This is a genomic window from Paenalicyclobacillus macrosporangiidus (genome assembly GCF_900116805.1).
Classification (GTDB): Bacteria; Bacillota; Bacilli; order Alicyclobacillales; family Alicyclobacillaceae; genus Alicyclobacillus_H; species Alicyclobacillus_H macrosporangiidus.
Genome location: NZ_FPBV01000004.1, coordinates 137,652 through 152,383, shown reverse-complemented (window position 1 = coordinate 152,383; position 14,732 = coordinate 137,652). Strand labels below are relative to the sequence as shown.

Sequence of the window (14,732 nt, the reverse complement as noted above, 5' to 3'; positions counted from 1 at the left end):
CAGCGACTGAAGGAATTTCCTCCACGCCCATCGAAATGTGGGTAATGGCGAAACCTGTCGTTTCGTACGCGTTGTGTGGAGGTCTGCCCTGCCCATGCCCCGAACCCCTTCGTCGCTGCTCAAGTTCCTCCTGGTGTCAGTCACCCTTCCCCTGGTGCTGTACGGCATCCTCCAGGCGTCACCGATCCGGACCTGGATGCAGCCGGCACCAGGGTTCCATTTTTATGTCGTATCCGCGGCCTTCATCGCGGCGGTGGTGGCATCGTCTATCCTCGGGTGGTCAGGCATTCGCGCACGCGATGTGAACGTGATGATGGTGTTCGTGGCCCTTCAGTCCTTGGCCGGGTCCTTTCTGGTCCACGGTCTGTCCACACCGGGGTTTATCATCTCCAGAGCGAATCAGGTTCCCGTGGTGGCATCCCAGTTGGGACTGACGGTGTGCGCCGTGTGGATGTATCTGTCGAGTCTTCCTTCGGATCACCCGTTGATCCGGCGCCTCACCCGGCGCCGGCGGGTGTTTGTCGCCATTGCGCTCGGGGTCATTGCGGCAGTGCATGTGGCGCTGCTCGTCGATCCGACGCTCGCCGAATTCGTCCCATTGAACAGCGTGCTTGCGCAAGGTGTCGTCGCGGTGGTCACCATCGGACTTTACGTGTGGGCCATGGCCCGCTATTTCCGCCAGTTCAAGATGGCCCGTTTCCCGGTTCACGCGGCGGTCGTCGTGGGTGACGCTCTGTTGGCGATCACGGAGTTCATCATGGTGACCACCATGATGTGGACGCTCGCATGGTGGTTGTATCACCTGGTCTTGATTGCGGCGATGGTCACGCTGCTGTACGGGATCCTCGTCCAAAACAAATCGAACACCACGGTCAAGGGCACTTTCCAGGAGATTCTTCACGCGCAATCGGTGCACCTCTTGCGCGTCGGCATTTCCGAAAGCGTGTACAACCTCATCCTGGCGACCGAGCGCAAAGACCCGTACACCGCCGGGCACAACGTCCGCGTCGCGTTGTTCGCGTTGCAATTGGCGCGAATGATGGGGGTTTCCAGGGAAGGGATGCGGGCGCTCTTGCGCGGGGGCGTGGTGCACGACGTCGGCAAGCTCGAGGTACCCGACGCCATCCTGAACAAGCCTGGCCCGTTGACTCCGGAGGAACGCGCCATCATTGAGCAGCATCCCGTCACCGGCTACGACATGTGCCGGTACATCGGCTTCATGACGGAGGAACTGGCCGTCATCCGCCATCACCACGAACGATGGGACGGGACCGGGTACCCCGATGGCCTGAGTGGGACGGACATCCCCCTGTTGGCCCGGATTTTGGCCGTGGCCGACGTATACGACGCGTTGACGTCGACGCGCGCCTACCGCGCACCGTGGCCGCACGAGCGCGCTCTGCAGGTGATTGCCGAAGGGGCGGGTTCGCAGTTCGATCCCGCTTGCGTGGAAGCGTGGCTCCAGCTTTGCCGTACGGGAGACATCGCGTACATCCGGGAAGTGGCTGCTGCCATGAGCCCCCACGGGGATTGACGTCAGGAACGGGCAGGGTTCGCTCCATCCTGCCCGCTCCATCGTCCAGTCCACCCCGATGCTGCCTCACAGAGCCATTTGACGCCGTCTGAACGCAAGCGCGGCGAACGCGAACAACAGCGCCGCGGCCGCGATGAGGGCCGGGCAGATGACAGACAGATGGGCGTGGCCGTGCGTGATGCCCTGCGGATCAAAGGCGGTGAACAGGGACAGGTACTTCATCCACGACACATGGTCATCGAGCGCGCTGACCGTCTTCGTCGCGAAAAAGACCACGGTGAGGGCGGCGGAGATGCCCACGGCGGTGCGTTCGTCCGGGCAGACGCACGAGAGCGCAAAACCGTACCCTCCCACCGTGAGGAACATCAGGCCGGCGACGGCGTTCATCTCCACGAACCGCCGCACGTCGAAAGGCGCGTCGGGCGCGAGCCAATGCACGCCGAGAATGCCGGCGACCGTCGTCAGGGCCACGACCAGGACGACGCCCAAGATGAGGACGGCGGTCTGGGTGAGCGCGACTTGAACTCTGGACACAGGCGTGGACAGGAGGCAGGACATCCAACCGCGGTCAATCGGGTGCGCCATGAGCCGGGTGGAGGTGGTGATCACGTAGATGGACAGGATGACGATGTACACCAGTCCGTAAAACTCGCCGGCGAGGTACTCGTTCATCTGCGACACGCCCGCCTGGTAGCCGATGATCTGGAGGAACCCCTGCGGCAGGTCCTTGAGCAGATTGTTCAGTGCCGACGATTTGGCCAGAAAGGGATACGCCCAGATGAACAGCCACAGGTACGCGGCGGTCCCCACGGCGAAACTGAGCAGGGTCTGGGCGTGCATTTTGATGGAGGTTCGAAACAAGGCGGCGCTCATGAACGCACCTCCGTTCGGGTTTCCGCGTAGTAGTGCATGAAGACCTCTTCCAAGTCCAGTTCCCGGGTGGACAGGTTGGCGACGTCGCACTGGGCGAGCGTCCGCAGAAACGCGTTATAGTCTCCGCGCACCTCCACGTCGACCTCGTTCCCGCGGGCCTTCGTGACGTGAAAGCCTGCGCGTTCCACACGGCTCACATCGTGCGGGTCCTTGAACACCACGGTGAACACCCGCCGCTGTGCCGAGCGCAGGTCCTGGACGTCTTCCAACGCCATCAGGCGGCCGTCCTTGAGGATGCCGACGCGATCGCACACGCGCTCCACCTCGGGAAACTGATGGGACGACATGAGAATGGTGGCCCCGCGTTGCCGCTCCTCCTCCAACAATTCGAGGAAGCGCTGTTGCATCAGGGGATCGAGGCCGGAGGTCGGTTCGTCCAGGATTAACACCTCGGGCTCGTGCATGAAGGCGGCGACGATGGCGAGCTTTTGCTTCATGCCTTTGGACATCTTGCGGATGGGGGTGCGGGCGTTGAACTCGAACCGATGGATGAGTTCGTCCCGGCGCGCTGTGCCGCGAAGGTGGCGCATGCCGGCCACCAGGTCCAGAAACTCAAGGCCGTTGAGGCCCTCTGGAAAGCTGATTTCGCCCGGGAGGTACCCGGTCCGCGCCTGGATGCGCGGTGCGTCTCTCCAGCAGTCCAGACCGGCGATGGTGGCCTGGCCGGCATCCGGCTTGAGAAAGCCCATCAGGATGCGCAGAGTGGTGGACTTGCCGGCTCCGTTGGGGCCCAGGTAGCCGAGGGTCTCCCCCTGACGGACCTCCAGGGTGAGGTCCGCAATCCCGCGGCCGTTGGCGAAGCGCTTGGTCACCTGATGCAGGTGAATCATGGTCTTTCCTCCTTGTACACGCCGCGCCGGATGATGTCCAAGTAGAGATCGAGATCGGCGTGCACCTGTTCGAACGCCGATTCGAAGTCCTCGTCGACGACCTCGGGCAGCCGGGCGACGTACTGATCCATCATGCCGAGCGTGATCCCCTTGACGAGTGTGAACACATGGTGCCACGTCACTCCGTCGCGCAGGCCGTCGTTGGGCAGCCAGGACGCGACCTCGGAAAGGTACTGTTCCGACACCCGCGCGACGCTTCCCATCGCCTTGGCGTACACCGGATGGGCCGGCTCCTTCGCGATCCGCATCAGCAGTTGGTAGGTCAGCGGGTGCTCCTTGCTGAAGCGGAGCTTGCGAAGCGTGACGTCCTTGATCCACGCAAACGGGCTGTCGTACGAGAGCACGTCCCGCGTGGGGAAGGCGTCGGCGTACGTGTGCAGCGCGCGATCCACCACATACAGAAAGAGAGATTCCTTGTCCTCGAAGTATTTGAACAGCACGCCTTTGGAGATGCCGGAATCCTCGACGATCCGGTTGGTAGACGCCCCGTCATACCCGTTCAGAGCGAACTCACGCAGACAGGCGCGAAGAATGTCTTCTTGTTTTTCCGCAGGGAGATTGAAGAATTGCCGGGAGGGCAAGCGGACACCCCTTTTCTTACGTGTCGTCAGGGCTGTGACCATGTGGTCACGATCGCATTGTAGGGCGGGCGGGAAACGCGCGTCAAGAGGGGAAATCAGGCGGCCACCGCCAGACGCGGACGAAGGAAGTGCGCTTCACCTCGGCAGGCTCACCGGCGGCAACAATTTTTACGTTGACGACGGTGGACGTGGACAGTACAATTGAAACCAATAATATATAACATATCACTTTGGTTGGAATAATGGGGTGTGAGCGTGGCGAACTTGGCCTTGCAGTCGACGGAAATTGAGGGATTGGCCGCCGAGTGGCAGCATGGGCGCCCGGAGGACATCCTGCGCATCGCGCTGGAACGGGTCCCTAGCATCGCACTCGCGTGCAGCTTCGGCGCGGAGGACATGGTGCTGCTCGACATGCTGATGAAGTTGAATCCGGAAACCGAGGTGTTCTATTTGGACACCGACCTGTTGTTTCCGGAGACCTACGCGCTCATAGAACAGGCCAAGGCTCGCTACGGGATTCCGAATCTCCGCCAGATTCGCCCTTCGTTGACGGTGGCCGAGCAGGCGGAACAGTACGGCGACGCGCTGTGGGAGCGCGATCCGAATCTGTGCTGCAACTTGCGCAAGGTGCAGTCGCTGACCACGGTGTTGGCGGGCTTGGACGGGTGGATCACGGGAATTCGGCGGGACCAGGCGCCGACGCGCGCCAACACCCAGGTGTTTGAGGTAGATCAGAAGTTCGGGCTCGTCAAGGTCAATCCACTGGCGTTTTGGACATGGGACCAGGTTTGGGCGTACATCCGCGAACACGAGGTGCCGTACAACGCCCTGCAAGACGAGGGATATCCGAGCATTGGCTGCGTCCACTGCACGCGCCCCGTGCGCCCCGGCGAGGATCTGCGCGCGGGACGCTGGGCCGGGTTCGAGAAGACCGAGTGCGGCCTGCACCGGTGAGCGGACAGCAGAGCAAAGGAGCGGGGGATCCGGCCGATGGATTGGAAGGTGGCCCTGGGCGGATGGGTCGTCGGTCTGTTGATCGGGTTGACCGGCATGGGCGGCGGCTCGGTCATGACGCCGATGATGATTTTCATCTTTCACATGCACCCCGCATTGGCGGTGGGGACCGACCTGGTGTACTCGTCCATCACGAAGGTCGCCGGTACCCTCCAACACATCCGGCAGCGGACGGTGGATTTCAGGATCCTCGGCTGGGTGTCCCTCGGGTCCGTTCCCGGGGCGCTGATGGGATCGCTCGTGGTTGGATACCTGGAGCATGAGGTGGCGATGGACACCGCGGACCGCGTGATTGGGCAGATGCTCGGCGGGATGTACATCCTCATCGTGCTGGCGATGGCGTGGCGTTGGTGGCAATCGCGGCACAGCCCTGTGTCCAGCGGCGCCGGGCGGTTGCCGCGCGTGGCGCTCTCTGTCCTCGGCCTCGTCGCCGGGTTTTTGGTGGGTCTGACCTCGGTGGGATCGGGCGCGCTGTTCGTCTCGGTCCTGGCGATGATCTCCTCCCTGCCGGCCGCCCGCCTGGTGGGCACCGACATCGCCGCCGGTGTCCTTGTGACCGGTGTGGCGGGGCTCGCCCACCTGGCTTTCGGCAACGTGGATCTGCGGATGGTCGTCAGCCTGCTCGCAGGCTCCGTGCCCGGCATCCTCATGGGCAGCCGGCTCATCGTCCGTGTGCCGGAACCGGTGGTGCGCGTCGGTTTGATGACCCTGCTGTCCTGGTCGAGCTTCAACCTGCTCAAGTGACGCGTCTCCGTCCGCAGGGACCGAGCGGACGGAACCGTGACATGACACAAGGAGGCGCTGACGATGACGGACACCATCCCCGCCCACGGCGGCGTCCTGGTGAATCGCCTGCTGACCGGCGAGGCGCGCCGGGAAGCGCTGGCGCAGAGCCGGGAGTTGCCACGCATTCCGCTGACGGACTGGTCTCTCTCCGACCTCGAACTGATTGGCATCGGGGCGTTCTCGCCCTTGAGGGGCTTCATGACCCGCGAGGACTACGACGCTGTGCTCGAATCCATGCACCTGTCGAACGGCCTGGTGTGGCCGATTCCCATCACGCTGCCGGTCGAACCGACCTTGGCCCGGCGGCTGCGCCCCGGTCAGCGGGTGGCCCTGGTCGGTCAGGCGGATGACGTCGTCTACGGCATCCTCGAGGTCACCCAGGTGTACCCGTACGAGAAGCGCCGGGAGGCGGAGTTCGTGTACCGCACCACCGACGAAGCGCACCCGGGGGTGCGCAAGCTGTACCAGCGGCCGGAGACGTACGTGGCCGGCCCGGTGTGGGTGCTGAACCGCCGGAAGCCGGCGCAGTTTTCTGCGTTCTCGCTCGATCCGGCGGAGACAAGGCTGGCATTCCAACAGCGCTGTTGGCGCACCGTCGTCGGCTTCCAGACGCGAAATCCGGTGCATCGCGCCCATGAGTACATCCAGAAGTGCGCCCTCGAGGTGGTCGACGGCTTGCTTCTTCACCCGCTGGTCGGGGAGACGAAAGCGGATGACATCCCGGCCGGGGTGCGGATGCGAAGCTATCAGGTCCTGTTGGACGCGTATTATCCGAAGGACCGTGTCCTGTTGGCGGTCTACCCGGCCGCCATGCGGTACGCCGGGCCGCGGGAGGCCGTCATGCACGCCCTGGTGCGCAAGAACTACGGGTGCACGCACTTCATCGTGGGGCGCGATCACGCCGGCGTCGGACATTATTACGGCACCTACGACGCGCAGAAGATCTTCTCGCACTTCCGGCCGGAGGAGATCGGCATCACGCCGCTGTTCTTCGAAAACAGCTTCTACTGCGAGAAGTGCGACGGCATGGCGTCGGAGAAGACCTGTCCGCACGAAGAGGCGTACCGGTACATTCTGTCGGGCACGAAGGTGCGCGAGATCCTGCGGCGCGGCGAGCGGCCTTCGCCGAAGTTCACGCGGCCCGAGGTGGCCGATGTGCTGATTGCAGGTTTGACGGAGGAGGTGGGTGTGCGTGGCGACTGAACGGCAAAACGAGTCGAAGGTCGAGGTCATCAAGCGGGAGAGTCGGTATCTGCGCGGGACCTTGAAAGAGGCGCTGGTGGACGGCGAGGCCAAGTTCTCCGAGGAGAATGTGCAGGTCCTCAAGTTCCACGGTGTGTATCAGCAGGATGATCGCGATCTGCGTGCGCAGCTCAAAAAAGAAGGCAAGGACCGCCATTGGATCATGATGGTGCGAGCCCGGATTCCGGGCGGGGTGTTGACGGCGGACCAGTACCTGGCGTTCGACCGGATCGCGAGCACCTTGACCGAGTACGGATCCATCCGAATCACCACCCGGCAGACCATCCAGCTCCACGGCGTCGTCAAGGACCGGTTGAAAGAGACCATCCGCGAGATCAACGAGGTGTTGATCACGACGCTCGGCGGGTGCGGCGACCAGGTGCGCAACATCACCTGCTGCCCGGCACCGGGCGACGAACCGTTCCGTGCGCAGATGCGCGAGGATGTGCTGGCCCTGGTGGATCGGCTGGGGGCCAAGACCCACGCGTACCACGAGATCTGGCTGGACGGCGAGCCGGTGGAGGTGGGGCCGGGCGAGACGGAAGAGCCCATCTACGGCGACGTGTACCTGCCCCGCAAGTTCAAGATTGCTCTCGCACCGGAGGGGGACAACTGCATCGACGTGTACGACAACGACGTCGGCCTCGTCGCCCATGTGGAGGACGGGCACGTGGCGGGATACACGGTGCTGGTCGGCGGCGGCATGGGCCGGACGGCCTCGGATCCGAACACATATCCGCGGCTCGCGACTCCGATGGCCTATGTGCCCCGCGAGGAGGTCGTGGACGTCGTGACCGCCATCGTGACCGTCCAGCGCGACTTCGGGGATCGGTCGAATCGCCGGTTTGCCCGGTTGAAGTACACCATCGACCGGGGCGGATTCGACTGGTTTCGCGGCGAGGTGGAGCAGCGCCTCGGCCGCACCCTGGCACCGCCGCGGACGCTGGCCTGGGACAGCGGGGATGATCACTTCGGCTGGCACCGCGAAGGCGACGGCGTGAGCTATCTGGGCTTGTTCATCCCGCAGGGCCGCGTCACGGATACGGAGACCCTGCCGTTGAAGTCCGGCCTGCGGCAGGTGGTGGAGCGGTTTCGGCCGACGGTCCGGCTGACGCCCCAGCAGAACGTGATCCTCAGCGGCATCCCGGACGACCAGAAGGCGGCGGTGGAGCAGTGCCTGCGCGAAGCGGGGATACCGCTACCGGGCGCGTGGTCCCTGGCGCGCAAACGCGCGATGGCGTGCGTGGCGCTGCCGACGTGCGGGTTGGCGGTGGCGGAATCCGAGCGGGTGCTGCCGGAGGTCGTGGCGCAATTCGAGCGGCTGTTCGAGGAACTCGGGATTGAGGATGCGGGCATTACCCTGCGCATGACCGGGTGCCCGAATGGGTGCGCGCGTCCGTACAACGCGAACATCGCGTTCGTCGGGCGGACGCTGGGCAAATACGACGTCTTTCTCGGCGGCAGCGATGTGGGGACGGCGCTGAACGAGAGGTTCCAGGAAGTGGTCCCTCTGGACAACCTGGTGGACGCAGTGCGGCCCGTGCTCGAGGCGTACGCGAAAGAGCGCGAACCGGGCGAGCCGTTTGGCGATTTCTGCCGGCGCGTCGGCCTCCATCGCTTCCGCAGCGCGGTGCAGGAGGCGTTGTGATGATGGCGCGGCGCAGGGGAAGGAACGCGACCGCCGGCACCGTGTTTCTCGTCGGCGCCGGCCCGGGGGACGCCGGTCTCCTCACCCTGCGCGGCCGGCGCGCGCTGGCCGAGGCGGACGCCATCGTGGTGGATCACCTGGCGCCCGTGCGGCTGTTGCGCTACGCTCGCCCGGACGCGGAGGTGTATGACGTCGGCAAGCAGGCCGGGCATCACCGGGTGCCGCAACGAGACATTGAGGCGTTGTTGATCCGCCTGGCGAAGGCGGGCAAGACGGTCGTCCGACTGAAGGGGGGCGATCCGTTCGTCTTCGGCCGCGGCAGTGAAGAGGCGCTGGCGCTGGAGGCGGCGGGCGTCCCGTGGCAGGTGATTCCGGGGGTCACCTCGGCGCTCGCCGTGCCCGCGTGCGCGGGCATCCCGGTGACGGGGCGTGGCGTGGCGTCGGGTTTCACCGTCGTCACGGGGCACGAGTGCCAGGGTTCCAGCGGGATCGACTGGGCGGGACTCGCTCAATCGCCCGGCACGCTCATCATCCTGATGGGGATGGGAGCGCTGCAAACCATTGTGGATCGGCTGGTCGCGGCGGGCCGTTCGCCGGATACGCCGGCCGCCGTCATTCGCTGGGGGACCCGCGCCGCCCAGCGGACCGTGCGCGCGCGGCTCATCGATCTTCCGGCGGCGGTACGGGCGGCGGGGCTGCGGAATCCCGCCGTCATCGTCATCGGTGAGGCCGCTGCACACCCGCCGTCCCTGGCCTGGTTCGAACGCCAACCGCTGTTCGGCCGGCGGATCCTCGTCGTCGGGGAGTCCGCTACGATCACGCTGGAAGGCGCAGAATCTCTCGAGGCACTCGGGGCGGAGGCGGTCGACCTTCCCTTGGACTCGGCAGTGGTGGTCCACCGCGAAGCGGCGGCCGAGTGGGCCGCCAGCGCGATGGGGTCTTCCGAGGCGGAGCGCGAAGGGCGCGTTGGTCCCGTGGTCTGGTGGCTCCGGACGGCCGCCGGGGTCCAGGCGGTCTGGCAGGCGCTCCGGTCCGCGGGGGCGGACGCGCGCGCGCTCGCCCGGGTGTACCTGGTCGCGGAAGGGCCGGACGCTGCCGCGGCGCTGGCAGGCATCGGGCTGAACCCGGACGTGACCCTCGAGCACGGCGCGGACGGGGAAGGGGTCCTGCCGGAGAATGCCGCAGCCGTGTGGCTGGAGGCGGTGGATGGCCTGCCGCATCCTGCGGCGTCGATCCGGCGTCGCCACCAGGCACCGGATCTGCCGGCGCCCCGGCGCCTGCGGCTATGGCAGGCGGATGTGGCGGCGATTCGGCTGCGCCTGCAGCGCATGCTGGCGAACGTGGAGCACGCGGACGGTGGATCGTCCGGAGCCCCAGGCGCATCCGGTGTGTCTGGGGGATCCGGCGGGATCGATCTCGTTTGGGCCCTCTCGCCGGTGTCCGCGGCGGTGTGGCGCATGGTGTGCCGCACGTGGCTCGGGGACGGCGCGGCGGTGCCGGTGTGCGTGGGCGGTCAGGAGGACGTCCTGCGGCGGCTGGCGGACGGCGGATGCGCGGGGACCGAAAGCGTCATCGGCGCGTGGGAGGCGGGACGGTGACGGCGCGGATGGACCGGCGCCGGGCACGAACCGGGGCCCTGTTGTTCGTCGGTCACGGCACGCGTAGCGACGCGGGCACCGGGATGTTCCTGCGAACGGTGCGCCAGGCGGCGGAGAGGCTCCCGGCGGCGGTGGCGCGGTCGGCCGTGGTGGAGACGGCGTATTTGGAGTTGCGCGATCCCGGGGTTCCAACTGCCCTCGCGGCCCTGTACGCGCGGGGCATCCGGCAGGTGGCGCTGATCCCGGCGCTCCTGTTCGCGGCCGGGCACTGGAAGACCGACCTGCCGGCCCAAGTGGAGGCGTTCACGCGCACGCATCCGGATGCCGAGGTCTGTCTCGGTCCGGTGTTGGGGGAGGATCACCGGCTTGCGGCGTTGGCCGCCGAGCGGTGTCGCACGGCAGGTGGGATTGCGCCCGGGGATGCCCTGCTGGTGGTGGGGCGGGGGAATCGGGACGTGGAGGCGCACGAGGCGTTCCTGCGAACGGCGGCGGTCATTGGGCAGATGTGCGGCGCCGAGCGGTTCGCCGCGGGCGTGCTCGCCGGGGATGGGACGCCGGTGGAGCTGGCCGCGCGGCGGTTGGCGGCCGAGCGGCCGAACCGGGTGGTGGTCGTGCCGTACTTGCTGTTTGACGGGTATCTGATGCGCACGCTGCCGGATCGCCTTCGGGCAGCGTGGGATGCAGGAGCGGATGGCGCGTCCAAGGGCGGCGGTCCCCAGTCCCCTGCACGCACGAGCGTCGTGGGGGCAGGGGGGCCCCCCGACGGGGCCCCGGCCTGGGTGGTGGCGCCGCCGCTCGGACCAGACCCCGTGGTGTCGGAGGTGCTGGCGGAACGGGCGGTTACGGCGTGGGCCTGCCTGACCGTCGGAGACGGGCGCTCTGCGTACCGGGGTGCCCTACGCTCAGGGGGACGGCCTTACCCGAGCCCGAACTTGACCCGAAAGCCGGCCAACAGGAGCTGCTGAGCTTCGTACGCGGGCCGCATCCGCTCCGGGTTCAGCCGGCAGAAGATGTCCCACAGGCGCTGGTTGGGTTCCCGTTCCACCTGGCGGACGTACTCCGTGAAGCGGGTTAGAAAGGCCGGCGTCACCTCGGTCTGCATGGCATTCGCAAAGTGCGACACCCATTCGTCCACCAACGCCTGCACCTCGCTGCTGGCGGGGGACAGTCCTTGTCGCCAACAGGCCTCCGCGCGCGCCAGCAGGTCCCTCATGCCTTCGTTCCACCCTGTTCCCATCGTGAGGGCTCCCCTTACGGGAGAGTCAAGGCGGATTTCTAGCGGATGAAGTCCCGCAGAATCCGTTCGACGGATCGGACGAAGTTCTCGCTGGCACCCCAGTCGATGTTGAAGAACAGGCCCTCCGAACTGCCCGTCGCAATGGCGCGAACCTCCGTCACCCCCTGCAGGTTGTCGACGAGGACGACCAAAGCTGCCCGGTTTTTTGTGCGGAAGTAGTAGCGTTCGAAGATCAACGTTCCGAGGCATCGGCCCTCGCCGAGGTCGTGAAACTCTTCATGCACCAGATCGGCGTCCTGTTCGTCGCGCACCTTCTGATACGCGTCGGCGGGGGTGAGATTCACTTGAAAGGCGAGCTCGCTCACGGCGCACGGCTCCCTTCGCGCTTTTGGTCAGTGTATCACATCCGCCCTTCTTGGAGGCGGGCAGAGTCGGGACGTCTCCGGATTGACGATTCGGTGTTATCCCCGCAGTTGGCGCGCGCGATACGAGGATGAACCGCACGCCGTGTTGGAGCAACACCGGGTGACGTGGCGGACGCTGTTGGATCTCGGCATCGGTGCCGTGGTGGCACGCTTCACGTGGGAGCGGCCGGGGCTGTGGTGGTTCCGGTACGTGTCCGGAGTGCTCGTCCTCTCCTTCCTGGCCATGGTGACCTACGGGGTGATCCAGCACACGATGCGTGCCGCGGCCAATCAGCCCCAGTTGGAGATGGTGGGGGCCATCGCAGAACGTCTGGGGGAAGGGGCGGCCATCCAATCGGTGGCAGGCCGGCCGGTCGTGCACGTGAAGACCAGTCTCGATCCGTTCGTCATCGTCTACGACGCGCATGGCCAAGTGCGGTACTCGAACGCTCAACTGGATGGCAAGACGCCTGTCCTTTCTCCGGGCGTTCTCGGTTACGCGAAGGCGCACGGGCGGGATGTGTTGACGTGGGAACCGCAGCCGGGCGTGCGCATCGCGGCCGTGGTGGAACCCTATGGCGGCGCGGACGGCGGGTTCGTGCTGGCCGGGCGTTCGCTGCGGGTGACGGAACAGGATGAGGACGCCCTGCTGCGGGGCATTGGCGTGGCGTACTTGGCCGTCAGCGCCGCGTTCACCGCCGGCCTGTGGTCGTGGTATCGAATGGTGAAGCGGCGACGGACGGCCGGGCAGGCATAAGGCGGTTACAGGCTGCGCCTGCGCGCCAGGCGCATCCGGGCCTGTCGAACCGCGTCGGGATGGCGCAGCGTAATGGCGATGGCGCGGCCGGCCAGCAGACCCGTGATGGCGAACAAATACGGCAGGGCGCTGGCCGGGCCGTGAAGCGCTGCCCCAGGGCCGAGCAGCGGGACCAACACCAGGCGAAGGCCCCAGCGGATGGGGATGGTGACCAACCAAAACAACAAGCTCTTCCAGGAGCCGGCAATCATCCACTGGCCGTTTTCCTGGTACAGCCGGGTGAGGTGGCCGCGCACCAAGCCGACGGCGAGGCTCACCAGCAGGGTGACGATGAGGGAGATCCAACCGGCGGGATCGACATGCGGCGATTGAATGGCCTCGTATGTCGCGTACAGCCCCACGATGACAGGCCAGACCAAGAGCCTGCCGCTGAGCGGCCGGGGTCGAAGTTGACGTTGGGCCATCCAGAGGAGCAGGATGACGCCGATGATGACATCCTTCGCATACGGCATGTGCGGATTCCTCCTGTGCGCCCCTGGCCGCTGGCAAACGGGCCGGAGCGTCGCCCCGTCATCGGGGGCTGATGGGAGGATACCGCAATCGGTTGCGTGCGGTCGTCTGTCGCGCGGTGGATGTTTGCCCGCCTGTGCGTTGACTTGGCTCTATCCCCGGATAGACGGTCATCGGACGATCCCGCGGCGCAGCGCGATGACGACCGCCTGGGTTCGGTCCTCCACGCCCAACTTATGCAGGATGCGGTGCACGGCGCGGATGGCGTCCATCAGCGCACCCGCCTCCTCGTCCTTGAGCAGATAACCCACGGCGCCGGCGCGGATGCCGTCGTGCACGTACTCGGGGACATCGAAGGTGGTGAGCAGGAGCACTTTGGTCCGGGGCAATTGGCGGACGATATCGCCGGTCGCCCACAAGCCGTCGGCGTTGATCGTCCGCGATGAGGACGCGGATCCGCGTTTCCGAAGGCGCAGGCGGCGTCGCATTCATGGGCGGCGTCCTTGCTCGCGATGTTCCACGGGACGACCGCTTCGATGCGAAGGCCGTGCGGTGAGCGGGCCTCCCAGGAGAAGCGGCCGCCCGCCTCCTCGCAGCGGGATCGCATGCTCTGGATGCCGAATCCCTCCTCGAGCGGCGCACCGGGGCGGGCGATGCCGTCGTCCTCCACGACGAGACGGAGGGCGGGGGAACCGGCGTGGTCCGTTCGCTCCACCCGCACGGTCGCGCGTGCCGCCCTGCTGTGGCGGACGACGTTGGTCAATGCCTCCTGGAGCACCCGGTGGAGGACGGCCGTGGCGTCCTGCGGCCAATCGTCCTGGTCGGTAGGCCACTCGAACGAGATGGGCAGACCGCTGCTCCGCTCGACCTGGCGGATGAGCGCGGTCATGACCTGCGGCCCGGTCACGGGTTCAGCGGCCATCTCCCGCACGGCACTGCGCACGTCCTGCAGGCTGCGGCGGGCGACGGCGACGAGCGCGTCGAGCTGCGATGCGGCGCCCTCCCTGTCCTCGCGGAGACGCAGGCGCAAGGCCTGCAACTGGATCACCAGCGTCGTCAGCGTGTGTCCGACGCTGTCGTGGATGTCGCGGGCGATGCGGTTGTGCTCCTCGAGGACGGCCAGCTGCATGGACTGGATGGACGCCTCCTGGAGTTCGCGGTGGGCGCGCTCCAACGCCGCCAGGTGCTGCTCCTGCAATTCCCGGGCCCGCCGCCGGACGCCGACGCTCCACCCGGCCGCGTAGGCGCCCGCGAGGCCGATGAGATGGCCCGCGTACGCAGTGACCGGCACGTGGCCGAGCAGGGAGCGGTCGGCGATGAGAAGGAGAAACCCGGCCAGGACAGCAGCGGCCAATATCCATGACCAGGCTCCCCGCAGTCGCACCGCTGTCACGCCGGCAAGAAAGTACAGCCCGACCATGCCGAGTGATTGTTCGTGGACGCCGATGGCCAACCCCACCATGGCGGCGATGCAGGCCATCCCGATGGCGGTGCGCCATCCGGCCGGCCACTGTTCCCGGCGTATCCCCATGAGGGCGAGGTAGTAGGCGGCGCAGATGCCGGCCGTGGCTTCGCGAATGGACCAGCCGCCGAACAGC

The 14,732-nt window shown here is 66.4% G+C and carries 15 protein-coding genes and 2 pseudogenes; 8 read left to right on the top strand and 9 right to left on the bottom strand.

All coding sequences use genetic code 11. The features are described from left to right. Positions 1-94 precede the first annotated feature (94 nt). On the top strand, positions 95-1,534 hold the full coding sequence (locus tag BM357_RS05315; protein WP_074950360.1) for an HD-GYP domain-containing protein: 1,440 nt from the start codon (positions 95-97) through the stop codon (positions 1,532-1,534). 66 nt (positions 1,535-1,600) lie between these two features. Here the strand turns inward: BM357_RS05315 and BM357_RS05310 are convergent, their stop codons facing one another. Genes BM357_RS05310 through BM357_RS05300 form a run of 3 tightly spaced genes read right to left on the bottom strand, consistent with a single transcriptional unit; the run spans position 1,601 to position 3,938 of the window. Further along, complete coding sequence (locus BM357_RS05310; protein ID WP_074950358.1) at positions 1,601-2,407, bottom strand: ABC transporter permease; 807 nt, start codon at positions 2,405-2,407, stop codon at positions 1,601-1,603. Next, entirely contained in the window at positions 2,404-3,297 is an 894-nt protein-coding gene (locus tag BM357_RS05305; protein ID WP_074950356.1) for an ABC transporter ATP-binding protein, read from the bottom strand. Before BM357_RS05305 ends, BM357_RS05310 begins: the two co-directional genes overlap by 4 nt. Then, complete coding sequence (locus tag BM357_RS05300) at positions 3,294-3,938, bottom strand: TetR/AcrR family transcriptional regulator (RefSeq protein WP_074950353.1); 645 nt, start codon at positions 3,936-3,938, stop codon at positions 3,294-3,296. Before BM357_RS05300 ends, BM357_RS05305 begins: the two co-directional genes overlap by 4 nt. A 264-nt stretch (positions 3,939-4,202) precedes the next feature. On the opposite strand from BM357_RS05300, the gene BM357_RS05295 reads away from it, so the two are divergent. The 6 genes from BM357_RS05295 (at position 4,203) to BM357_RS05270 (ending at position 11,191) form a co-directional block, all read left to right on the top strand. Further along, positions 4,203-4,892: a phosphoadenylyl-sulfate reductase gene (locus BM357_RS05295; protein ID WP_074950475.1), complete on the top strand. Its 690-nt coding sequence runs from the start codon at positions 4,203-4,205 to the stop codon at positions 4,890-4,892. A gap of 36 nt (positions 4,893-4,928) precedes the next feature. Next, entirely contained in the window at positions 4,929-5,696 is a 768-nt protein-coding gene (locus BM357_RS05290) for a sulfite exporter TauE/SafE family protein (protein WP_074950351.1), read from the top strand. Between the two features lie 63 nt (positions 5,697-5,759). Continuing rightward, positions 5,760-6,941, top strand: coding sequence for a sulfate adenylyltransferase (sat, locus tag BM357_RS05285; RefSeq protein WP_074950349.1), 1,182 nt, complete (start codon positions 5,760-5,762; stop codon positions 6,939-6,941). Further along, positions 6,931-8,628, top strand: coding sequence for an NADPH-dependent assimilatory sulfite reductase hemoprotein subunit (locus BM357_RS05280; RefSeq protein WP_074950347.1), 1,698 nt, complete (start codon positions 6,931-6,933; stop codon positions 8,626-8,628). Before sat ends, BM357_RS05280 begins: the two co-directional genes overlap by 11 nt. 2 nt (positions 8,629-8,630) lie before the next feature. After that, positions 8,631-10,226, top strand: a complete 1,596-nt coding sequence (gene cobA, locus BM357_RS05275; RefSeq protein ID WP_217647668.1) for a uroporphyrinogen-III C-methyltransferase — start codon at positions 8,631-8,633, stop codon at positions 10,224-10,226. After that, the gene (locus BM357_RS05270; protein WP_175511447.1) at positions 10,223-11,191 is read left to right on the top strand and encodes a sirohydrochlorin chelatase; all 969 of its coding nucleotides are present in this window, start codon (positions 10,223-10,225) and stop codon (positions 11,189-11,191) included. Before cobA ends, BM357_RS05270 begins: the two co-directional genes overlap by 4 nt. On the opposite strand, the gene BM357_RS05265 is transcribed toward BM357_RS05270, so the two are convergent. Further along, complete coding sequence (locus BM357_RS05265; protein WP_139234572.1) at positions 11,143-11,463, bottom strand: TipAS antibiotic-recognition domain-containing protein; 321 nt, start codon at positions 11,461-11,463, stop codon at positions 11,143-11,145. The two genes, BM357_RS05270 and BM357_RS05265, sit on opposite strands and share 49 nt — an antisense overlap. Before the next feature lie 38 nt (positions 11,464-11,501). Beyond that, positions 11,502-11,828 (bottom strand): DUF6054 family protein, encoded by a 327-nt coding sequence (locus BM357_RS05260; protein WP_074950339.1) that lies wholly within the window; start codon positions 11,826-11,828, stop codon positions 11,502-11,504. Positions 11,829-11,910: 82 nt separating this feature from the next. On the opposite strand from BM357_RS05260, the gene BM357_RS05255 reads away from it, so the two are divergent. After that, complete coding sequence (locus BM357_RS05255; RefSeq protein ID WP_074950337.1) at positions 11,911-12,624, top strand: hypothetical protein; 714 nt, start codon at positions 11,911-11,913, stop codon at positions 12,622-12,624. Positions 12,625-12,629: 5 nt separating this feature from the next. Here the strand turns inward: BM357_RS05255 and BM357_RS05250 are convergent, their stop codons facing one another. From BM357_RS05250 to BM357_RS20565, 4 genes and pseudogenes are all read right to left on the bottom strand, one after another. Then, positions 12,630-13,136 carry a DUF1453 family protein gene (locus BM357_RS05250; protein ID WP_074950335.1) on the bottom strand — a complete coding sequence of 169 codons (507 nt, stop codon included), beginning with the start codon at positions 13,134-13,136 and terminating at the stop codon, positions 12,630-12,632. Positions 13,137-13,304: 168 nt separating this feature from the next. Then, positions 13,305-13,406 carry a response regulator transcription factor gene (locus BM357_RS20640; RefSeq protein WP_175511446.1) on the bottom strand — a complete coding sequence of 34 codons (102 nt, stop codon included), beginning with the start codon at positions 13,404-13,406 and terminating at the stop codon, positions 13,305-13,307. Beyond that, positions 13,380-13,556, bottom strand: a pseudogene (locus BM357_RS20185) (response regulator); the annotation flags it as partial. The pseudogene BM357_RS20185 and the gene BM357_RS20640, both read right to left, overlap by 27 nt. Positions 13,557-13,666: 110 nt before the next feature. After that, positions 13,667-14,263 (bottom strand): annotated as a pseudogene (locus BM357_RS20565) (sensor histidine kinase); the annotation flags it as partial. Between the last annotated feature and the right edge of the window lie 469 nt (positions 14,264-14,732).

Bases quoted from the DNA above. Each gene is read 5' to 3' on its own strand.
- cobA (WP_217647668.1), top strand. From the start codon at position 8,631: ATGGCGCGGCGCAGGGGAAGGAACGCGACCGCCGGCACCGTGTTTCTC.
- BM357_RS05290 (WP_074950351.1), top strand. From the start codon at position 4,929: ATGGATTGGAAGGTGGCCCTGGGCGGATGGGTCGTCGGTCTGTTGATC.
- BM357_RS20640 (WP_175511446.1), bottom strand. From the start codon at position 13,406: ATGGACGCCATCCGCGCCGTGCACCGCATCCTGCATAAGTTGGGCGTG.
- BM357_RS05310 (WP_074950358.1), bottom strand. From the start codon at position 2,407: ATGAGCGCCGCCTTGTTTCGAACCTCCATCAAAATGCACGCCCAGACC.
- BM357_RS05265 (WP_139234572.1), bottom strand. From the start codon at position 11,463: ATGGGAACAGGGTGGAACGAAGGCATGAGGGACCTGCTGGCGCGCGCG.
- sat (WP_074950349.1), top strand. From the start codon at position 5,760: ATGACGGACACCATCCCCGCCCACGGCGGCGTCCTGGTGAATCGCCTG.
- BM357_RS05305 (WP_074950356.1), bottom strand. From the start codon at position 3,297: ATGATTCACCTGCATCAGGTGACCAAGCGCTTCGCCAACGGCCGCGGG.
- BM357_RS05250 (WP_074950335.1), bottom strand. From the start codon at position 13,136: ATGCCGTATGCGAAGGATGTCATCATCGGCGTCATCCTGCTCCTCTGG.
- BM357_RS05315 (WP_074950360.1), top strand. From the start codon at position 95: ATGCCCCGAACCCCTTCGTCGCTGCTCAAGTTCCTCCTGGTGTCAGTC.